Raw genomic sequence first — 14,499 nt, 5'->3', positions numbered from 1 at the left:
GCGCCAACAGAGGAAGCTGCTGTGGAAGCACTGCACAAGAAAATCCGCGAAGAAGGCATCGTGCTTTCCGACCAGGTGCTGAAAGTCGACGCCTTTCTGAACCACCAGATCGACCCGGCCCTGATGAAGCTGATCGGCGACGAATTCGCCTCGCTGTTCAAGGACTCTGGCATCACCAAGATCGTCACCATCGAAGCGTCGGGCATCGCCCCGGCGATCATGACCGGTCTGAACCTCGGCGTGCCGGTGATTTTCGCCCGCAAGCACCAGTCCCTGACCCTGACCGAAAACCTGCTATCGGCAACTGTGTACTCGTTCACCAAGCAGACCGAAAGCACCGTGGCAATCTCCCCGCGCCACCTCACCAGCAGCGACCGCGTGCTGATCATCGACGACTTCCTGGCCAACGGTAAGGCGTCCCAGGCACTGATCTCGATCATCAAACAGGCCGGCGCCACCGTGGCGGGCCTGGGTATCGTGATCGAAAAATCGTTCCAGGGCGGTCGTGCAGAACTGGATGCACAGGGTTATCGGGTTGAGTCGTTGGCACGCGTTCAGTCCCTGGCCGATGGCGTCGTGACCTTCCTGTAGGAGCAAAGCTCGCTCGCGATTCATACGACGCGGGGTTGCTGATAGACCGCGTCATCGTTCTTCGCGGGCAAGCCTCGCTCCTACACGTTATGCGCCATGCCCAAAATGGGTGGCCAAACACATACCCTGTAGGAGCGAGGCTTGCCCGCGAAGGCGTCCTCACTGTTGCGCGGTGGCCTTGAGGCCAGTGAGCAGCAACCGCTGAAACAGGTCTTCTTTCAGGCCATCGGGGTTGGTCAGCTGCATCCGCTCCAAATGTTCGGGAAACAACGAAGGCTCAGGCGCATCCAGCGCCGCCTTGCCCAACTCCAATATCTCGCTCAGCTTGAACTTGCTCTTCAGCCAGTTCAGCACCCGCAACAGATCGCGCTCCACCTCGGTGAAATCACAACCCAACGGATACTCCGGAAACAGATGCGCATGCCGTGCCTGAATCGCCTGCAAACGCTGCGGGTGGTTATCGGTGAAACGCGGATCGAGTGTGAAGTTCTTGGGTAATTTACCGACCTTCTGCGCCTGCTCGATCAAACCCGACTGAAAACGTGAGTCACTGATGTTCAGCAGGGCTTCGATCACCGCCGCATCGGTCTTGCTACGAAGATCGGCAATACCGTATTCAGTGACCACAATGTCCCGCAAGTGCCGTGGGATCGTACAGTGGCCGTACTGCCAGACAATATTTGAACTGACGTCACCACCCGACTCACGCCAGCTACGCAGCAGCAACACCGAGCGCGCGCCTTGCAGCGCATGTCCCTGCGCCACAAAGTTGTATTGCCCACCGACGCCGCTGAGCACACGCCCGTCTTCGAGCTGGTCCGCCACGCCAGCGCCAAGCAGGGTCACGGTGAACGCAGTGTTGATGAACCGCGCATCGAGACGTTGTAAGCGTTTGAGTTCTTCCTGGCCGTAGAGCTCGTTGATGTAACTGATGCGGGTCATGTTGAATTCGAGTCGCTTGCTTTGCGGCAAGTCGCGTAACCGCTCATAGAAACTGCGCGGCCCGAGGAAAAACCCGCCATGCAGGCAGATGCCGTCGGTCTGCGCCGCTTCATCGAGGGTGCCGGCATTCGCCTGTTGTTGAGTGCGTACATCCGGGTAGACCTTGCGCCGCACGATCCCGGCATCGGCCAGCACCAACAGGCCGTTGACGAACATTTCGCTGCAACCGTACAGGCCCTTGGCAAACGGTTCGACGCCGCCTTCGTGCTCGATCAATTGCGTCCATTGGCTGAGGTTCACATCCGCAAGCAACGCCTTGTACCCGTCGTTATCACTTTGACGCGCCAGCAACGCCGCCGTCAGTGCATCGCCCATGGCACCAATGCCGATCTGCAGGGTGCCGCCATCACGCACCAGCGTACTGGCGTGCAAACCGATGAAATGGTCCTGGAAACCCACCGGCATGTTCGGCGTGGAAAACAACGTGGTGTTGTCCTTCTCGTCGACAAGCAGGTCGAAGGTGTCAATGCTGACCTCGGCGTCACCGGGCATGTAGGGCAAGTCGTCGTGCACCTGGCCGACCATCAGGATCGTCTCTCCGGCGGCCCGGCGTTTGGCGATCATTGGCAACAAGTCGAGGGTGATGTCCGGGTTGCAACTCAGGCTCAGGCGATCAGGGTGATCACCATGACTGGCAATTAACTGCGCCACCAGGTTCAAACCCGCAGCGTTGATGTCCCGGGCGGCATGGCTGTAGTTGCTGCTGACGTAATCCTGCTGGGCCGATGCGCTGTTGAGCAGGCTGCCGGGCTGCATGAAAAATTGCTGAATATGAATGTTGCCTGGCAGGTTGTCGCGGTGCAGATCAGCGAGGAAATCCAGCTCTGGATAATCGCCGAAGACCCGGTCAATGAAGGGTTCGAGAAAGCGCTTCTGCAACCCATCACCCAACGCAGGGCGACCCAGACACAACGCGGTATAGATCGTCAGCTGGCGCTGAGGCAACTGCGCGATGCGCCGGTATAGCGCGTTGACGAAATGGTTGGGTTTGCCTAACCCCAAAGGCAGGCCCATGTGGATATGCGCCGGCAAACGTGCCAATACATCATCGACCGCTTGCTCGATAGAACACAGCTGCACCATTCGATCCTCCCTTACATTCCATGACGTGGGGTTGGACCGAGCTTGCCGGGTCTTTGCTGCAATGAACAGCCCGTTAAAACCATCGGCCGCTACAAAAAACCCTTGTAGGAGCGAGCCTGCTCGCGATGGTCGTCAACGATAACGCGGCCAACCTGACACGCTGCGGCGCCTTCAAGTTCTTCGCGAGCAGGCTCGCTCCTACAGAGGGGCAGCAGTGTTAATCGAAATCGCAGGCACAAAAAAGCCGCTGGAAAGCGGCTTTTTTGCTGAAGATGAAAGCTTATTTCAGGCCCGACATCTTCTCGATCGCGCCCTTGAGCTCGGCGTCTGCGCAATCGGCGCAGGTGCCTTTTGGCGGCATCGAGTTGAGGCCGGTGATCGCCTTCGCGAGTAGGCCGTCAATACCGCCTTCTTTCTTCGCACGCTCGCCCCAAGCAGCGGCATCACCGATTTTCGGTGAGCCCAACAGGCCGGTGCCGTGGCAAGCGTTGCAATGTTTTGCAATCACTTCGTCAGGCGTCTTGGCACCGCCACCGCCGCCGGCAGCTGAAGCGACTTCCATCCCCTTGCACTCTTTACCCTGAACACAAACCTGGCCGACTGGCTCAAGGCGTTTAGCGATATCGTCGTTGGTCGCAGCTTGAGCGCTGGCAGCCCAGAGGGCCAATACGGTTGCTGGTACGGCCAGCATTTTCATAATTAGATTCACGCGTTCACCCTCAATGGTGGCTAGTCACGCCTACGGCCACGGTTCGCAGGCGGGCGCAAGTATAGCGGTAAGGCCGCGACACTGAAACAACCCCAAAGTCGAAGGGGTCTTGTTGCCCCACGGAAAAACAGTCTGGGTGCCTTGGCCATGCTGGCAGGGCGCCTCTTCTCTTAAAAATTCGCGGGTGTAGCTGCGCTGATTAGTCGCGCCGGCGCATCGAATGGATTACGGAAACGATGCGGCTTGGTACTTTCAAAGTAGTAGCTATCGCCGGCTTCGAGCACAAATGTTTCAAGTCCGACCACCAACTCAAGCCGACCTTCCACCAGAATTCCGGTTTCTTCGCCTTCGTGGGTGAGCATCTCGTCGCCGGTGTCGGCGCCTGGCGGGTAGATTTCATTGAGGAATGCGATAGCGCGGCTCGGGTGGGCCCGGCCGACCAGTTTCATGGTCACTGCACCATCGGAAATGTCGATCAGCTCGTTGGCCTTGTAGACGATCTGAGTCGGTTTTTCCTGCAGGATCTCTTCGGAAAAGAACTCGACCATGGACATGGGAATGCCGCCCAACACTTTCCTCAGCGAACTGATCGAGGGGCTGACGCTGTTCTTCTCGATCATCGAAATAGTGCTGTTGGTGACGCCCGCGCGCTTGGCGAGCTCACGCTGGGAAAGACCTTTGAGCTTACGGATCGATTGCAGTCGTTCACCGACGTCCAAAGCTTGCGCCTCCAGGGATTCAGGTTGTTGGAATACTGAGCGTTATCATGGCGACAGCGTTCAGTATTTACAACACTTTGACCTGAATCCTGGTCAGTGAGGCGACTTCCGGTGCGTAGCGCCCAGCGTCAGCTCGCGGAATAGAGCATTGGCACTCGACGCAGGTTGCAGAAGATCTGGTAAGGAATCGTGCCGGCTGCCATGGCCACGTCGCTGGCCAGGATGTTTTTGCCCCACAATTCGACAGTCGATCCCAGGCCAGCTTGTGGAATATCGGTCAGATCAACGCACAGCATGTCCATCGACACCCGACCGATCAACTGGCTGCGCTGCCCGGCCACCAGCACTGGCGTACCGGTCGGTGCCAGCCGTGGATAGCCATCGGCGTAACCCATAGCCACCACGCCAACGCGCATCGGCTTCTCGGTGATGAATTTGGCGCCGTAACCAATCGGCTCCCCGGCCGGCAGTTCACGCACGCTGATCACTTTCGATTCGAGGGTCATTACCGGTTGCAGACGCGATGCCACGACGTTGGCTTCTTCGAACGGTGTAGCGCCGTAGAGCATGATGCCCGGACGCACCCAATCGCTCGGAATCTGCGGCCAACCCAGCACCGCCGGCGAATTGCGCAGGCTGACCTCTGCCGCCAAGCCCTGACGCGCTGCTTCGAAAACCGCAACCTGCTCGGCACTGGCCTGGCAGTTCAATTCATCGGCACGGGCGAAGTGGCTCATCAGCACGATCTTCGCCACCTTGCCGCTGGCCAGCAGCCGTTGATAGGCAGTCTGATAATCCTTCGGATGCAGACCAACCCGGTGCATGCCCGAGTCGAGCTTGAGCCAGACCGTGATCGGTTTGCGCAGCGCCGCTTTCTCGATCGCTTCGAGTTGCCACAGCGAATGCACGACGCACCAGAAGTTATGCTCGACGATCAGCGATAGCTCATCGGCTTCGAAAAAGCCTTCCAGCAGCAACACCGGCGCTTTAATGCCGGCGGCGCGCAGCTCCAGGGCCTCTTCGATGCAGGCTACGGCAAAACCATCCGCCTCGGCTTCGAGCGCCTGGGCGCAACGCACCGCGCCATGACCATAGGCATCGGCCTTGATCACCGCGAGAGCACGGGCACCCGTGACTTCACGGGCAATCTGGTAGTTGTGACGCAGGGCTTGAAGGTCGATCAGGGCACGGGCAGGACGCATGGCGGCAGACTTCTGGTCGGTCGTTTGGAAGAAAAACCGGCACTGGCTGACGGCGTGAACCGCCAGTAGCACCGGGAGAGGGATCTTTCTGATTACTTACATCAGAGCAGTTATGGCAGAGCGGCTACAACAGACAGCTCGACCAGGATTTGCGGTTCGCACAACTTCGCTTCAACCGTGGCGCGGGCCGGTGCGACGCCTTTTGGCAGCCACTTATCCCATACCGCGTTCATGCCTTCGAAGTGCGCATCAATGTCTTTCAGGTAAATCGTCACCGACAGCAGACGGTTTTTGTCGGTCCCGGCCAGATCGAGCAAACGCTCGATATTGGCGAGGGTTTCACGGGTCTGCTGTTCAATGCCGGCGTTCATATCATCGCCAACCTGTCCGGCCAGAAACACCGTGCCGTTATGGGTGACGATTTGACTCATGCGCTCATTGGTGAGCTGGCGCTGGATTGACATGTTTTGCAGACTCCTGTCGTTTGTTGCCGTAACGAGAAATATCGAGGCCTTCGGCGCTGATTTGCGGCGATTTCTTCGCCATCAGGTCGGCCAGCAAGCGACCGGAGCCACAGGCCATAGTCCAGCCGAGCGTGCCGTGGCCGGTGTTCAGGAACAGGTTCTTGAACGGGGTGGCGCCGACGATTGGCGTACCGTCGGGAGTGGTCGGACGCAGGCCGGTCCAGAAACTTGCCTGGGCCAAATCGCCGCCCTGAGGATAAAGGTCGTTGACGATCATCTCCAGGGTTTCGCGCCGACGCGGGTTCAGCGACAGGTCAAAACCAGCGATCTCCGCCATGCCGCCGACGCGGATGCGGTTGTCGAAACGGGTGATCGCGACCTTGTAGGTCTCGTCGAGAATGGTCGAGGTCGGGGCCATTGCCGGGTTGGTGATAGGCACAGTCATAGAGTAACCCTTGAGCGGGTACACCGGCGCCTTGATGCCCAGCGGCTTGAGCAATTGCGGCGAGTAGCTGCCGAGTGCCAGCACGTAGCGGTCAGCAGTTTCCAGCTTGCCATCGATCCACACGCCATTGATGCGGTCACCGGCGAAGTCGAGGCGCTGAATGTCCTGGCCAAAACGGAATTGCACACCCAGCTTCGCGGCCATTTCTGCGAGCTTGGTCGTGAACATCTGGCAGTCGCCGGTCTGGTCGTTAGGCAGGCGCAGGGCACCGGAGAGGATATCTGTAACGCTGGCCAGGGCCGGCTCAACGCGGGCAATGCCTTCGCGGTCGAGCAATTCGAACGGTACGCCGGACTCTTTCAGCACGGCGATGTCTTTAGCGGCGCCGTCGAGCTGGGCCTGAGTGCGGAACAGTTGAGTCGTACCGAGGCTGCGGCCTTCGTAGGCAATGCCGGTTTCGGCGCGCAGTTCGTCGAGGCAGTCTCGGCTGTACTCGGACAGACGGACCATGCGTTCCTTGTTTACCGCATATCGGCTGGCGGTGCAGTTGCGCAGCATCTGCGCCATCCACAGGTATTGATCGATATCGGTAGTAGCCTTGATCGCCAGCGGTGCGTGACGCTGCAACAGCCATTTGATGGCTTTGAGCGGCACACCTGGCGCGGCCCACGGCGAGGCATAACCCGGCGACACCTGGCCGGCGTTGGCGAAACTGGTCTCCATGGCAGCAGCCGGCTGCCGGTCGACAACCACCACGTCAAACCCGGCACGCGCCAGATAATAAGCACTGGTGGTACCGATGACGCCGCTACCCAAGACCATAACGCGCATTTTCATATCCCTCATCGCGGCTAACCGCCGACGTGTGTAGTTCAGAGCTTTAGATGTGCGCAGTGTAAAAAAGATTAGGCAGTGATTTTCACTATATAAGCGCCTATATTTGGCGACAATTCTCGGCAAAAACCCTTTTCACGGAGGCGCATCCCCTATGCGTACCAACACTCAAACCAAACGTGAGCTGGACAAGATCGACCGCAGCATCCTGCGGATCCTGCAAGCGGACGGGCGTATATCATTCACAGAGCTTGGGGAAAAGGTCGGGCTCTCGACCACGCCGTGCACCGAGCGGGTTCGGCGACTGGAGCGCGAAGGGATCATCATGGGCTACAACGCGCGGCTCAATCCGCAGCACCTGAAGGGTAGTCTGCTGGTGTTCGTCGAGATCAGCCTCGACTACAAATCCGGTGATACTTTCGAAGAGTTCCGACGCGCAGTGCTGAAGTTGCCCCATGTGCTGGAATGCCATTTGGTCTCAGGGGATTTCGACTATCTGGTGAAAGCGCGGATATCCGAGATGGCCTCGTACCGCAAACTGCTGGGCGACATTCTGCTCAAGCTGCCACACGTGCGCGAATCCAAGAGCTATATCGTGATGGAAGAGGTGAAGGAAAGCTTGAGCTTGCCGATTCCGGATTGAAGATTTTGCGGTGGCTGTTCAGGCCCCATCGCGGGCAAGCCCGCTCCCACAGGTTCTGCGCCATCCCTGTGGGAGCGGGCTTGCCCGCGATTGAGTCGACTCGGATCTGCTGAAGTAACGCCGCTGGTTAAACCAACACCTGCCGGTTGCCGGCCATGTACTCAAACACCTGCTTCTCTACCCGCGGATGAATCAACTCCACCGGGCGCCGCCCATTGGGGCACGGCAAGGTATTGGTGGTGCCGAACAGCCGGCAAATCAGCGGTCGCTCGTCATACACCGTGCAGCCGTTCGGCCCGAGGTGAACGCAATTGAGTTCATCCATCGCCGCCTCCTGCTCCGCCCGGGTCTTGCGCGGCAACCGCGACATTTCTTCCGGCGAGGTGGTCACCGGGCCGCAGCAGTCATGACAGCCGGGCACGCACTCGAACGAGGGTATCTGCTGGCGCAGCGCACGAATTTTCTGACTGTTGCAGCTCATCTAAGCGGTTACCGAGATCGGAATAGTGCGCAATTCTGACGCAAAAGCCCCGATCCAGACAGCGGCAACCGACCAATGTTGCCCGCCCGGGAAGGTCCGGCTTATGCTCCGTCAAGTTTTCTAAACACAAGAACCAGGATCACGCACATGACTGCCCGTGCTCAGCAACCTGTCCCGAACCACCAACACACGGCCTCTTATTACGCGGCCAGCAGCTTGCCGCAGCCGGATTATCCGGTGCTCAAAGGTGAGGTTGTGGCCGATGTGTGCGTGGTCGGCGGCGGTTTTTCCGGGCTGAATACGGCGCTGGAACTGGCCGAGCGCGGTTTCAGCGTGGTGCTGCTCGAAGCCCATAAAATCGGCTGGGGCGCCAGTGGACGAAACGGCGGGCAGCTGATTCGCGGGGTTGGCCACGGTCTCGATCAGTTCGCCAACGTCATCGGTGCCGACGGCGTGCGTCAGATGAAACTCATGGGGCTGGAAGCGGTGGAAATCGTCCGACAGCGGGTCGAGCGTTTTCAGATCCCCTGCGACCTGACCTGGGGTTACTGTGACCTGGCCAACAAACCCCGTGACCTCGAAGGTTTCACCGAAGACGCCGAAGAACTGCGCAGCCTGGGTTACCGCTACGAAACCCGTCTGCTGCAATCCCACGAAATGCACACCGTGGTGGGTTCCGACCGCTACGTTGGCGGTCTGATCGACATGGGTTCAGGACATCTGCATCCACTGAACCTTGCGCTCGGCGAAGCCGTCGCAGCCCAGCAACTGGGCGTCAAACTATTCGAACAGTCGGCCGTCACCCGCGTCGATTACGGCCCCGAGGTCAGGGTGCATGCCGCCCAAGGCACGGTCCGCGCCAAAACGCTGGTACTGGGCTGCAACGCCTACCTCAATGAACTCAATCCTGAACTCAGCGGCAAAGTGCTGCCCGCCGGCAGCTACATCATCGCCACCGAGCCCTTGAGCGAAGAGCTGGCGCACTCGTTACTGCCGCAGAACATGGCGGTCTGCGATCAACGGGTGGCACTGGATTATTACCGACTTTCGGCCGACCGCCGCTTGTTGTTCGGCGGAGCCTGCCACTACTCAGGGCGGGATCCGAAAGACATCGCGGCTTATATGCGGCCGAAGATGCTGGAGGTCTTTGCGCAATTAGACACGGTGAAGATCGATTATCAATGGGGCGGCATGATCGGCATCGGTGCCAACCGCTTGCCGCAGATAGGTCGCCTCAAGGATCAGCCGAATGTGTATTACGCCCAGGCCTATTCCGGTCATGGCGTGAATGCTACGCACCTGGCGGGCAAGTTGTTGGCCGAGGCTATTAGTGGGCAGCAGAGTGGCGGGTTCGATCTGTTTGCGAAGGTGCCGCACATTACCTTTCCGGGCGGCAGGTATTTGCGTTCGCCGCTATTGGCGTTGGGGATGTTGTGGCATCGACTGAAGGAATTAGTCTGAAGGATTTATTGCGTATTGACGGACGCCTTCGCGGGCAAGCCTCGCTCCTACAGGTCAGCGCACAACCTGTAGGAGCGAGGCTTGCCCGCGAAGGGATCTAATAAACAACGCAAAATCAGATCCGCCAAAAGGGCTTAAGCCCCTCCTCCCGCGCCTGCTCATGCGTCAGCCCAATATCCTTGAGCTGCGCCGGCGTCAGCACCAGCAACGCCTTGCGCGTGTGCAAACGATGCCAGAACAGATCCCAGCGACTCAGGCCGGACGGCGCGTTGCGCATGAGCGCATGGCTTACATTGTCCTTTTGCCCTGTCTCCAGTTCCTGACTGTGTAACGTCAGCCGCACATCGCTCAAGCCGTTCATTTTGAATGCTCCTGTTTACTTGGGTAGCCAGAGCTTTCATGATGCGTGGACGGCGAAAAGCATTACAGATTCAACTCAACTGTATTATTTCCATACAGACTCAACGATCAAAGCTCTGAATCCTGAATTTTTGCCCAATCTGTACTGGTTAACTGACCAACCTTTATCGAGACTGCGCCATGACCCTCTACGTCAACCTCGCCGAATTGCTTGGCACGCGTATCGAACAGGGCTTCTATCGCCCCGGAGACCGACTGCCGTCGGTGCGGGCGCTGAGCATCGAACACGGGGTCAGTCTGAGCACGGTGCAGCAGGCCTACCGCGTGCTGGAAGACAGTGGCTTGGCCACGCCAAAACCCAAGTCCGGGTATTTCGTACCGGTCGGCCGGGAATTGCCGGAGCTGCCCGCGGTTGGCCGCCCGGCGCAAAGGCCTGTAGATATCTCGCAATGGGATCAAGTGCTGGAACTGATCCGTGCGGTACCCCGCAAGGATGTGGTGCAACTGGGTCGCGGCATGCCGGACATCACCACCCCAACCCTCAAACCTTTGCTACGCGGCCTGGCGCAACTCAGTCGTCGGCAAGACATGCCTGGCCTGTATTACGACAACATTCACGGACACCTCGAACTGCGCGAACAGATCGCCCGGCTGATGCTCGATTCCGGCTGCCAACTGAGCCCCGGCGATCTGGTAGTGACGACCGGCTGCCACGAAGCGCTGTCCACCAGCATCCGCTCGATCTGCGAACCGGGAGACATCGTGGCCGTGGATTCGCCAAGTTTTCACGGCGCCATGCAGACCCTCAAGGGTCTGGGCATGAAAGCCCTGGAAATTCCCACCGACCCGCTCACCGGGATCAGCCTGGACGCACTGGAACTGGCACTGGAGCAATGGCCAATCAAGGCCATACAGTTGACCCCCAACTGCAACAACCCGCTGGGCTATATCATGCCGGAGTCGCGCAAACGCGCGTTGTTGACGCTCGCACAACGTTTCGACGTAGCGATCATCGAGGACGATGTGTATGGCGAGCTTTCCTACACTTACCCGCGCCCGCGCACGATCAAATCTTTCGACGAGGACGGCCGCGTCCTGTTATGCAGTTCATTTTCCAAGACTCTCGCCCCCGGACTGCGCATTGGCTGGGTCGCACCCGGTCGATATCTGGAACGGGTGCTGCACATGAAATACATCAGCACCGGCTCCACCGCACCGCAACCACAGATCGCCATCGCCGAGTTTATCAAGGGCGGTCACTTCGAACCGCATTTGCGGCGGATGCGCACGCAATACCAGCGCAATCGCGACATGATGATCGATTGGGTTACCCGCTACTTCCCCGCCGGCACCCGCGCCAGCCGTCCGCAAGGCAGCTTCATGCTGTGGGTTGAATTGCCGGAAGGCTTTGACACCTTGAAACTGAATCGTGCCTTGCACGACCAAGGCGTACAGATTGCAGTCGGCAGCATCTTTTCTGCCTCGGGCAAGTACCGCAATTGCCTGCGCATGAACTACGCTGCCAAACCAACGGCACAGATTGAAGAGGCCGTGCGCAAGGTCGGCGCTGCAGCCATGAAACTGCTGGCGGAAACCGACGGGCTGACCGACTGACCTTTCTGCGGAGTCCAGCGTCCATATGCCAACATCCGCCGCCAATCGGAACGCTCCCACGTGAGAGTCAGACAGCCCCTGCTTGCTCTGGTGTTACTTGCTTCGTTCCTCGGCGGCTGCGCCAGCTACGATGTACAGCGCGAACCGAGTCAGGCACTGCCAGCGAGCGACTCGCCATTCGGCCGCTCGGTCCAGGCCCAGGCAGCTCCCCATGAGGGGAAATCGGGCTTTCGCCTGCTGTCCGACAGCACCGAGGCCTTCACCGCTCGCGCCGAGTTGATTCGCAACGCCCAAAGCAGCCTCGATCTGCAGTACTACATCGTCCATGACGGTATCAGCACGCGAATGCTGGTGGAGGAACTGCTCAAAGCCGCCGACCGTGGTGTGCGGGTGCGCATATTGCTCGACGACACCACCAGCGACGGTCTGGACCGCACCATCGCCACCCTTGCAGCGCATCGGCAGATCCAGATTCGAGTGTTCAACCCATTGCATCTCGGTCGCAGCACCGGCATCACGCGCACCATGGGCCGCTTGTTCAACCTCTCACAACAGCACCGGCGCATGCACAACAAGTTGTGGCTGGCCGACAACAGCATGGCCATCGTCGGCGGGCGCAACCTGGGGGACGAGTATTTCAATGCCGAACCCAAGCTGAACTTCACCGACATCGACATACTCGGTGTCGGCCCGGTCGCCGAGCAGTTGGGACACAGTTTCGACCAGTACTGGAACAGCGCCCTGAGCAAACCGATCGATGCGTTTGTCTCCAGCACACCGACAGCCAAAGACCTGGAAAACACCCGGAGCCGGCTGGAAGAATCCCTGGAGGAATCCCGCAAGGAGAATCACGCGCTCTATCAGCAACTGATGGCTTTCAAAACCGAACCGCGCCTGGATATCTGGCGCAAGGAGCTGATCTGGGCCTGGAACCAGGCGCTGTGGGATGCGCCGAGCAAGATACTGTCCAAGGGTGAACCCGATCCGCAGTTGCTGCTGGCTACCCAACTGGCGCCCGAACTCAATGGCGTCAGCAAAGAGCTGATCATGGTTTCAGCCTACTTCGTACCCGGCCAGCCGGGGCTGGTGTACCTGACCGGTCGCGCCGATGCCGGGGTTTCGGTGCGGCTGCTGACCAACGCACTGGAAGCCACGGACGTCCCGGCAGTGCATGGCGGCTATGCCCCGTACCGCAAGGCATTGCTGGAGCATGGCGTGCAACTCTTCGAGCTACGCAGCCAGCCCGGCGATAACAGCGGCAGCGGACCTCGCCTGTTTTCCAGCAAGTCCTATGGCGATTCCGATACCAGCCTGCACAGCAAGGCGATCATCTTCGACCAGCAGAAGTCTTTCATCGGCTCGTTCAACTTCGATCAGCGCTCGACGTTGTGGAACACCGAAGTCGGGGTGCTGGTGGACAGCCCGGAACTCGCCGCCCGCGTCCGCGAACTGGCGTTACAGGGCATGGCGCCGCCCCTGAGTTATCAGGTGCGGCTGGAGAATGACGAAGTCGTCTGGACCACCGAAGACGACGGCAAAATGCATACCTTGACCAAAGAACCGGGCAGCTTGTGGCGACGCTTCAATGCCTGGCTCAGCAATATGGTTGGGCTGGAACGAATGCTCTAGGCCGGCTCGGCAACCGAGCCAAACGCCCCTTGTCGCGACACCAGAATCACCAGACCGAACGCCCCCGCCGCCATCAGCAACGGCAACGCATGGCCGCTGATCCACTGACTGCCGGCACCGGCGATCAACGGCCCGAGCAGACAGCCGATCCCCCACAACTGCGCGATGTGCGCATTGGCGCGAACCAGCGCATCGTCGCGATAACGCTCGCCGATCAGGATCAGGGACAAGGTAAACAAACCGCCGGCACTGGCGCCGAACAACACCCACAGCGGCCAGATCAGCAGCGTATCGATCAGCAACGGGATCGCCAGGCTCGATACCAGCAAGACCATCGCGCAACCGGTGAACAATGCGCGCCGTGACACACGATCCGCCATTGCGCCAATCGGTAATTGCAGCAAGGCATCCCCCACCACCACCGTGCTCACCATCGCCAAGGCAATTTCCGTGGTGAACCCCTGGCGCAGGCAATAGACCGGCAACAGCGTCAGGATCATCGCCTCGAATGCTGCAAACAGTGACACCGCCCAGGCAATCGCCGGCAAACCGCGACAGAAAGTCAGCAAATCGCCGAGGGTTACACTGCAAGCTTCACTACTGGGCGCACCACTACGGCCCAACAACAGGAGCGGTGCTACCACTAGCAAACCGACACCAGCCCAAAAGCCGTAATCGTGTTCGGTGCCGAGGGCGCCCAATAGGATCGGCCCGGCCAACTGGCTCAACGCATAACTGCTGCCGTATAGCGCCACCAGCCGCCCACGCCACTCCTCGACCACCAATTGATTGATCCAGCTTTCGCCGAGGATGAAGACGAGGGTCAGAACCACGCCGATCATCAAGCGCAGCACCAGCCAGATCGGATAGCTGGGTAACAGCGCCAACAAACCGATGGAAACGGCACCGCCCCACAAACACAGGCGCATCAGATTAGCCGTACCGAGACGTGCCGCCAGATGACTGGAGATCTTCGCGCCCAGCAGGACGCCAATGGCCGGCATCGCCGCCATTACGCCGATGGCAAACGAACCGTAACCCCAGCTTTCCAGGCGAAACGATACCAGCGGCATGCTGACACCCAAGGCCAGGCCGACACTCAAGACAGACGCCAACACGGCAAAATACGTCGCCCAACGCATGTTCCACGCTCCTGTGGATAATTTATGTACAGCACAAAACAAATGTGGGAGCGGGCTTGCTCGCGAAGAGGCCATCACATCCAACATCAATGTTGACTGTCATGGCGCCTTCGCGAGCAA

Annotated in this window: 14 protein-coding genes; 5 read left to right on the top strand and 9 right to left on the bottom strand. The window is 59.3% G+C overall.

All coding sequences use genetic code 11. From position 1 onward, the window contains the following. Positions 1 to 21 precede the first annotated feature (21 nt). Positions 22 to 591 (top strand): xanthine phosphoribosyltransferase, encoded by a 570-nt coding sequence (locus tag CES87_RS01435; RefSeq protein ID WP_128604644.1) that lies wholly within the window; start codon positions 22 to 24, stop codon positions 589 to 591. A 159-nt stretch (positions 592 to 750) separates the two neighbouring features. Here the strand turns inward: CES87_RS01435 and CES87_RS01425 are convergent, their stop codons facing one another. From CES87_RS01425 to dadA, 6 genes are all read right to left on the bottom strand, one after another. Further along, entirely contained in the window at positions 751 to 2,676 is a 1,926-nt protein-coding gene (locus CES87_RS01425; RefSeq protein ID WP_128604643.1) for an acetyl-CoA hydrolase/transferase C-terminal domain-containing protein, read from the bottom strand. Between the two features lie 280 nt (positions 2,677 to 2,956). After that, positions 2,957 to 3,373, bottom strand: a complete 417-nt coding sequence (locus CES87_RS01420) for a cytochrome c5 family protein (RefSeq protein ID WP_128604994.1) — start codon at positions 3,371 to 3,373, stop codon at positions 2,957 to 2,959. A gap of 182 nt (positions 3,374 to 3,555) precedes the next feature. Further along, positions 3,556 to 4,104, bottom strand: coding sequence for a cupin domain-containing protein (locus tag CES87_RS01415; protein WP_007947433.1), 549 nt, complete (start codon positions 4,102 to 4,104; stop codon positions 3,556 to 3,558). Positions 4,105 to 4,232: 128 nt separating this feature from the next. Further along, positions 4,233 to 5,306, bottom strand: coding sequence for an alanine racemase (alr, locus tag CES87_RS01410; protein ID WP_128604642.1), 1,074 nt, complete (start codon positions 5,304 to 5,306; stop codon positions 4,233 to 4,235). 110 nt (positions 5,307 to 5,416) lie between these two features. Continuing rightward, positions 5,417 to 5,770: a RidA family protein gene (locus CES87_RS01405; RefSeq protein ID WP_128604641.1), complete on the bottom strand. Its 354-nt coding sequence runs from the start codon at positions 5,768 to 5,770 to the stop codon at positions 5,417 to 5,419. Beyond that, positions 5,742 to 7,046: a D-amino acid dehydrogenase gene (dadA, locus tag CES87_RS01400; protein WP_128604640.1), complete on the bottom strand. Its 1,305-nt coding sequence runs from the start codon at positions 7,044 to 7,046 to the stop codon at positions 5,742 to 5,744. The genes CES87_RS01405 and dadA overlap by 29 nt, the downstream gene beginning before the upstream one ends. Before the next feature lie 157 nt (positions 7,047 to 7,203). Here dadA and CES87_RS01395 point away from each other — a divergent pair, with 157 nt between their 5' ends. Then, positions 7,204 to 7,692 carry an Lrp/AsnC ligand binding domain-containing protein gene (locus CES87_RS01395; RefSeq protein WP_095194410.1) on the top strand — a complete coding sequence of 163 codons (489 nt, stop codon included), beginning with the start codon at positions 7,204 to 7,206 and terminating at the stop codon, positions 7,690 to 7,692. 127 nt (positions 7,693 to 7,819) lie between these two features. On the opposite strand, the gene CES87_RS01390 is transcribed toward CES87_RS01395, so the two are convergent. Beyond that, positions 7,820 to 8,173 (bottom strand): YkgJ family cysteine cluster protein, encoded by a 354-nt coding sequence (locus CES87_RS01390; RefSeq protein ID WP_128604639.1) that lies wholly within the window; start codon positions 8,171 to 8,173, stop codon positions 7,820 to 7,822. A 147-nt stretch (positions 8,174 to 8,320) separates the two neighbouring features. On the opposite strand from CES87_RS01390, the gene CES87_RS01385 reads away from it, so the two are divergent. After that, a complete protein-coding gene (locus tag CES87_RS01385) occupies positions 8,321 to 9,634 on the top strand; it encodes an FAD-binding oxidoreductase (protein ID WP_128604638.1) in 1,314 nt (437 codons plus the stop codon). A gap of 115 nt (positions 9,635 to 9,749) precedes the next feature. On the opposite strand, the gene CES87_RS01380 is transcribed toward CES87_RS01385, so the two are convergent. Continuing rightward, positions 9,750 to 9,995, bottom strand: coding sequence for a DUF1127 domain-containing protein (locus CES87_RS01380; RefSeq protein WP_128604637.1), 246 nt, complete (start codon positions 9,993 to 9,995; stop codon positions 9,750 to 9,752). A gap of 179 nt (positions 9,996 to 10,174) precedes the next feature. On the opposite strand from CES87_RS01380, the gene CES87_RS01375 reads away from it, so the two are divergent. Then, positions 10,175 to 11,608, top strand: coding sequence for a PLP-dependent aminotransferase family protein (locus tag CES87_RS01375; protein ID WP_128604636.1), 1,434 nt, complete (start codon positions 10,175 to 10,177; stop codon positions 11,606 to 11,608). A gap of 60 nt (positions 11,609 to 11,668) precedes the next feature. Further along, positions 11,669 to 13,237 (top strand): phospholipase D family protein, encoded by a 1,569-nt coding sequence (locus tag CES87_RS01370; protein ID WP_128604635.1) that lies wholly within the window; start codon positions 11,669 to 11,671, stop codon positions 13,235 to 13,237. On the opposite strand, the gene CES87_RS01365 is transcribed toward CES87_RS01370, so the two are convergent. Then, a complete protein-coding gene (locus CES87_RS01365) occupies positions 13,234 to 14,379 on the bottom strand; it encodes an MFS transporter (protein ID WP_128604634.1) in 1,146 nt (381 codons plus the stop codon). The two genes, CES87_RS01370 and CES87_RS01365, sit on opposite strands and share 4 nt — an antisense overlap. Between the last annotated feature and the right edge of the window lie 120 nt (positions 14,380 to 14,499).

This window comes from Pseudomonas sp. ERMR1:02 (assembly GCF_002277815.1).
Lineage (GTDB): Bacteria > Pseudomonadota > Gammaproteobacteria > Pseudomonadales > Pseudomonadaceae > Aquipseudomonas.
The sequence above is the reverse complement of the archived record's forward strand: the minus strand, read 5'-3'. Positions and strand labels throughout refer to the sequence as shown.

Excerpts from the sequence above, each read along its gene's own strand:
- CES87_RS01425 (WP_128604643.1), bottom strand. The coding sequence starts at position 2,676 with ATGGTGCAGCTGTGTTCTATCGAGCAAGCGGTCGATGATGTATTGGCA.
- CES87_RS01420 (WP_128604994.1), bottom strand. The coding sequence starts at position 3,373 with ATGAAAATGCTGGCCGTACCAGCAACCGTATTGGCCCTCTGGGCTGCC.
- alr (WP_128604642.1), bottom strand. The coding sequence starts at position 5,306 with ATGCGTCCTGCCCGTGCCCTGATCGACCTTCAAGCCCTGCGTCACAAC.
- CES87_RS01405 (WP_128604641.1), bottom strand. The coding sequence starts at position 5,770 with ATGTCAATCCAGCGCCAGCTCACCAATGAGCGCATGAGTCAAATCGTC.
- dadA (WP_128604640.1), bottom strand. The coding sequence starts at position 7,046 with ATGCGCGTTATGGTCTTGGGTAGCGGCGTCATCGGTACCACCAGTGCT.
- CES87_RS01395 (WP_095194410.1), top strand. The coding sequence starts at position 7,204 with ATGCGTACCAACACTCAAACCAAACGTGAGCTGGACAAGATCGACCGC.
- CES87_RS01390 (WP_128604639.1), bottom strand. The coding sequence starts at position 8,173 with ATGAGCTGCAACAGTCAGAAAATTCGTGCGCTGCGCCAGCAGATACCC.
- CES87_RS01385 (WP_128604638.1), top strand. The coding sequence starts at position 8,321 with ATGACTGCCCGTGCTCAGCAACCTGTCCCGAACCACCAACACACGGCC.
- CES87_RS01380 (WP_128604637.1), bottom strand. The coding sequence starts at position 9,995 with ATGAACGGCTTGAGCGATGTGCGGCTGACGTTACACAGTCAGGAACTG.
- CES87_RS01375 (WP_128604636.1), top strand. The coding sequence starts at position 10,175 with ATGACCCTCTACGTCAACCTCGCCGAATTGCTTGGCACGCGTATCGAA.
- CES87_RS01365 (WP_128604634.1), bottom strand. The coding sequence starts at position 14,379 with ATGCGTTGGGCGACGTATTTTGCCGTGTTGGCGTCTGTCTTGAGTGTC.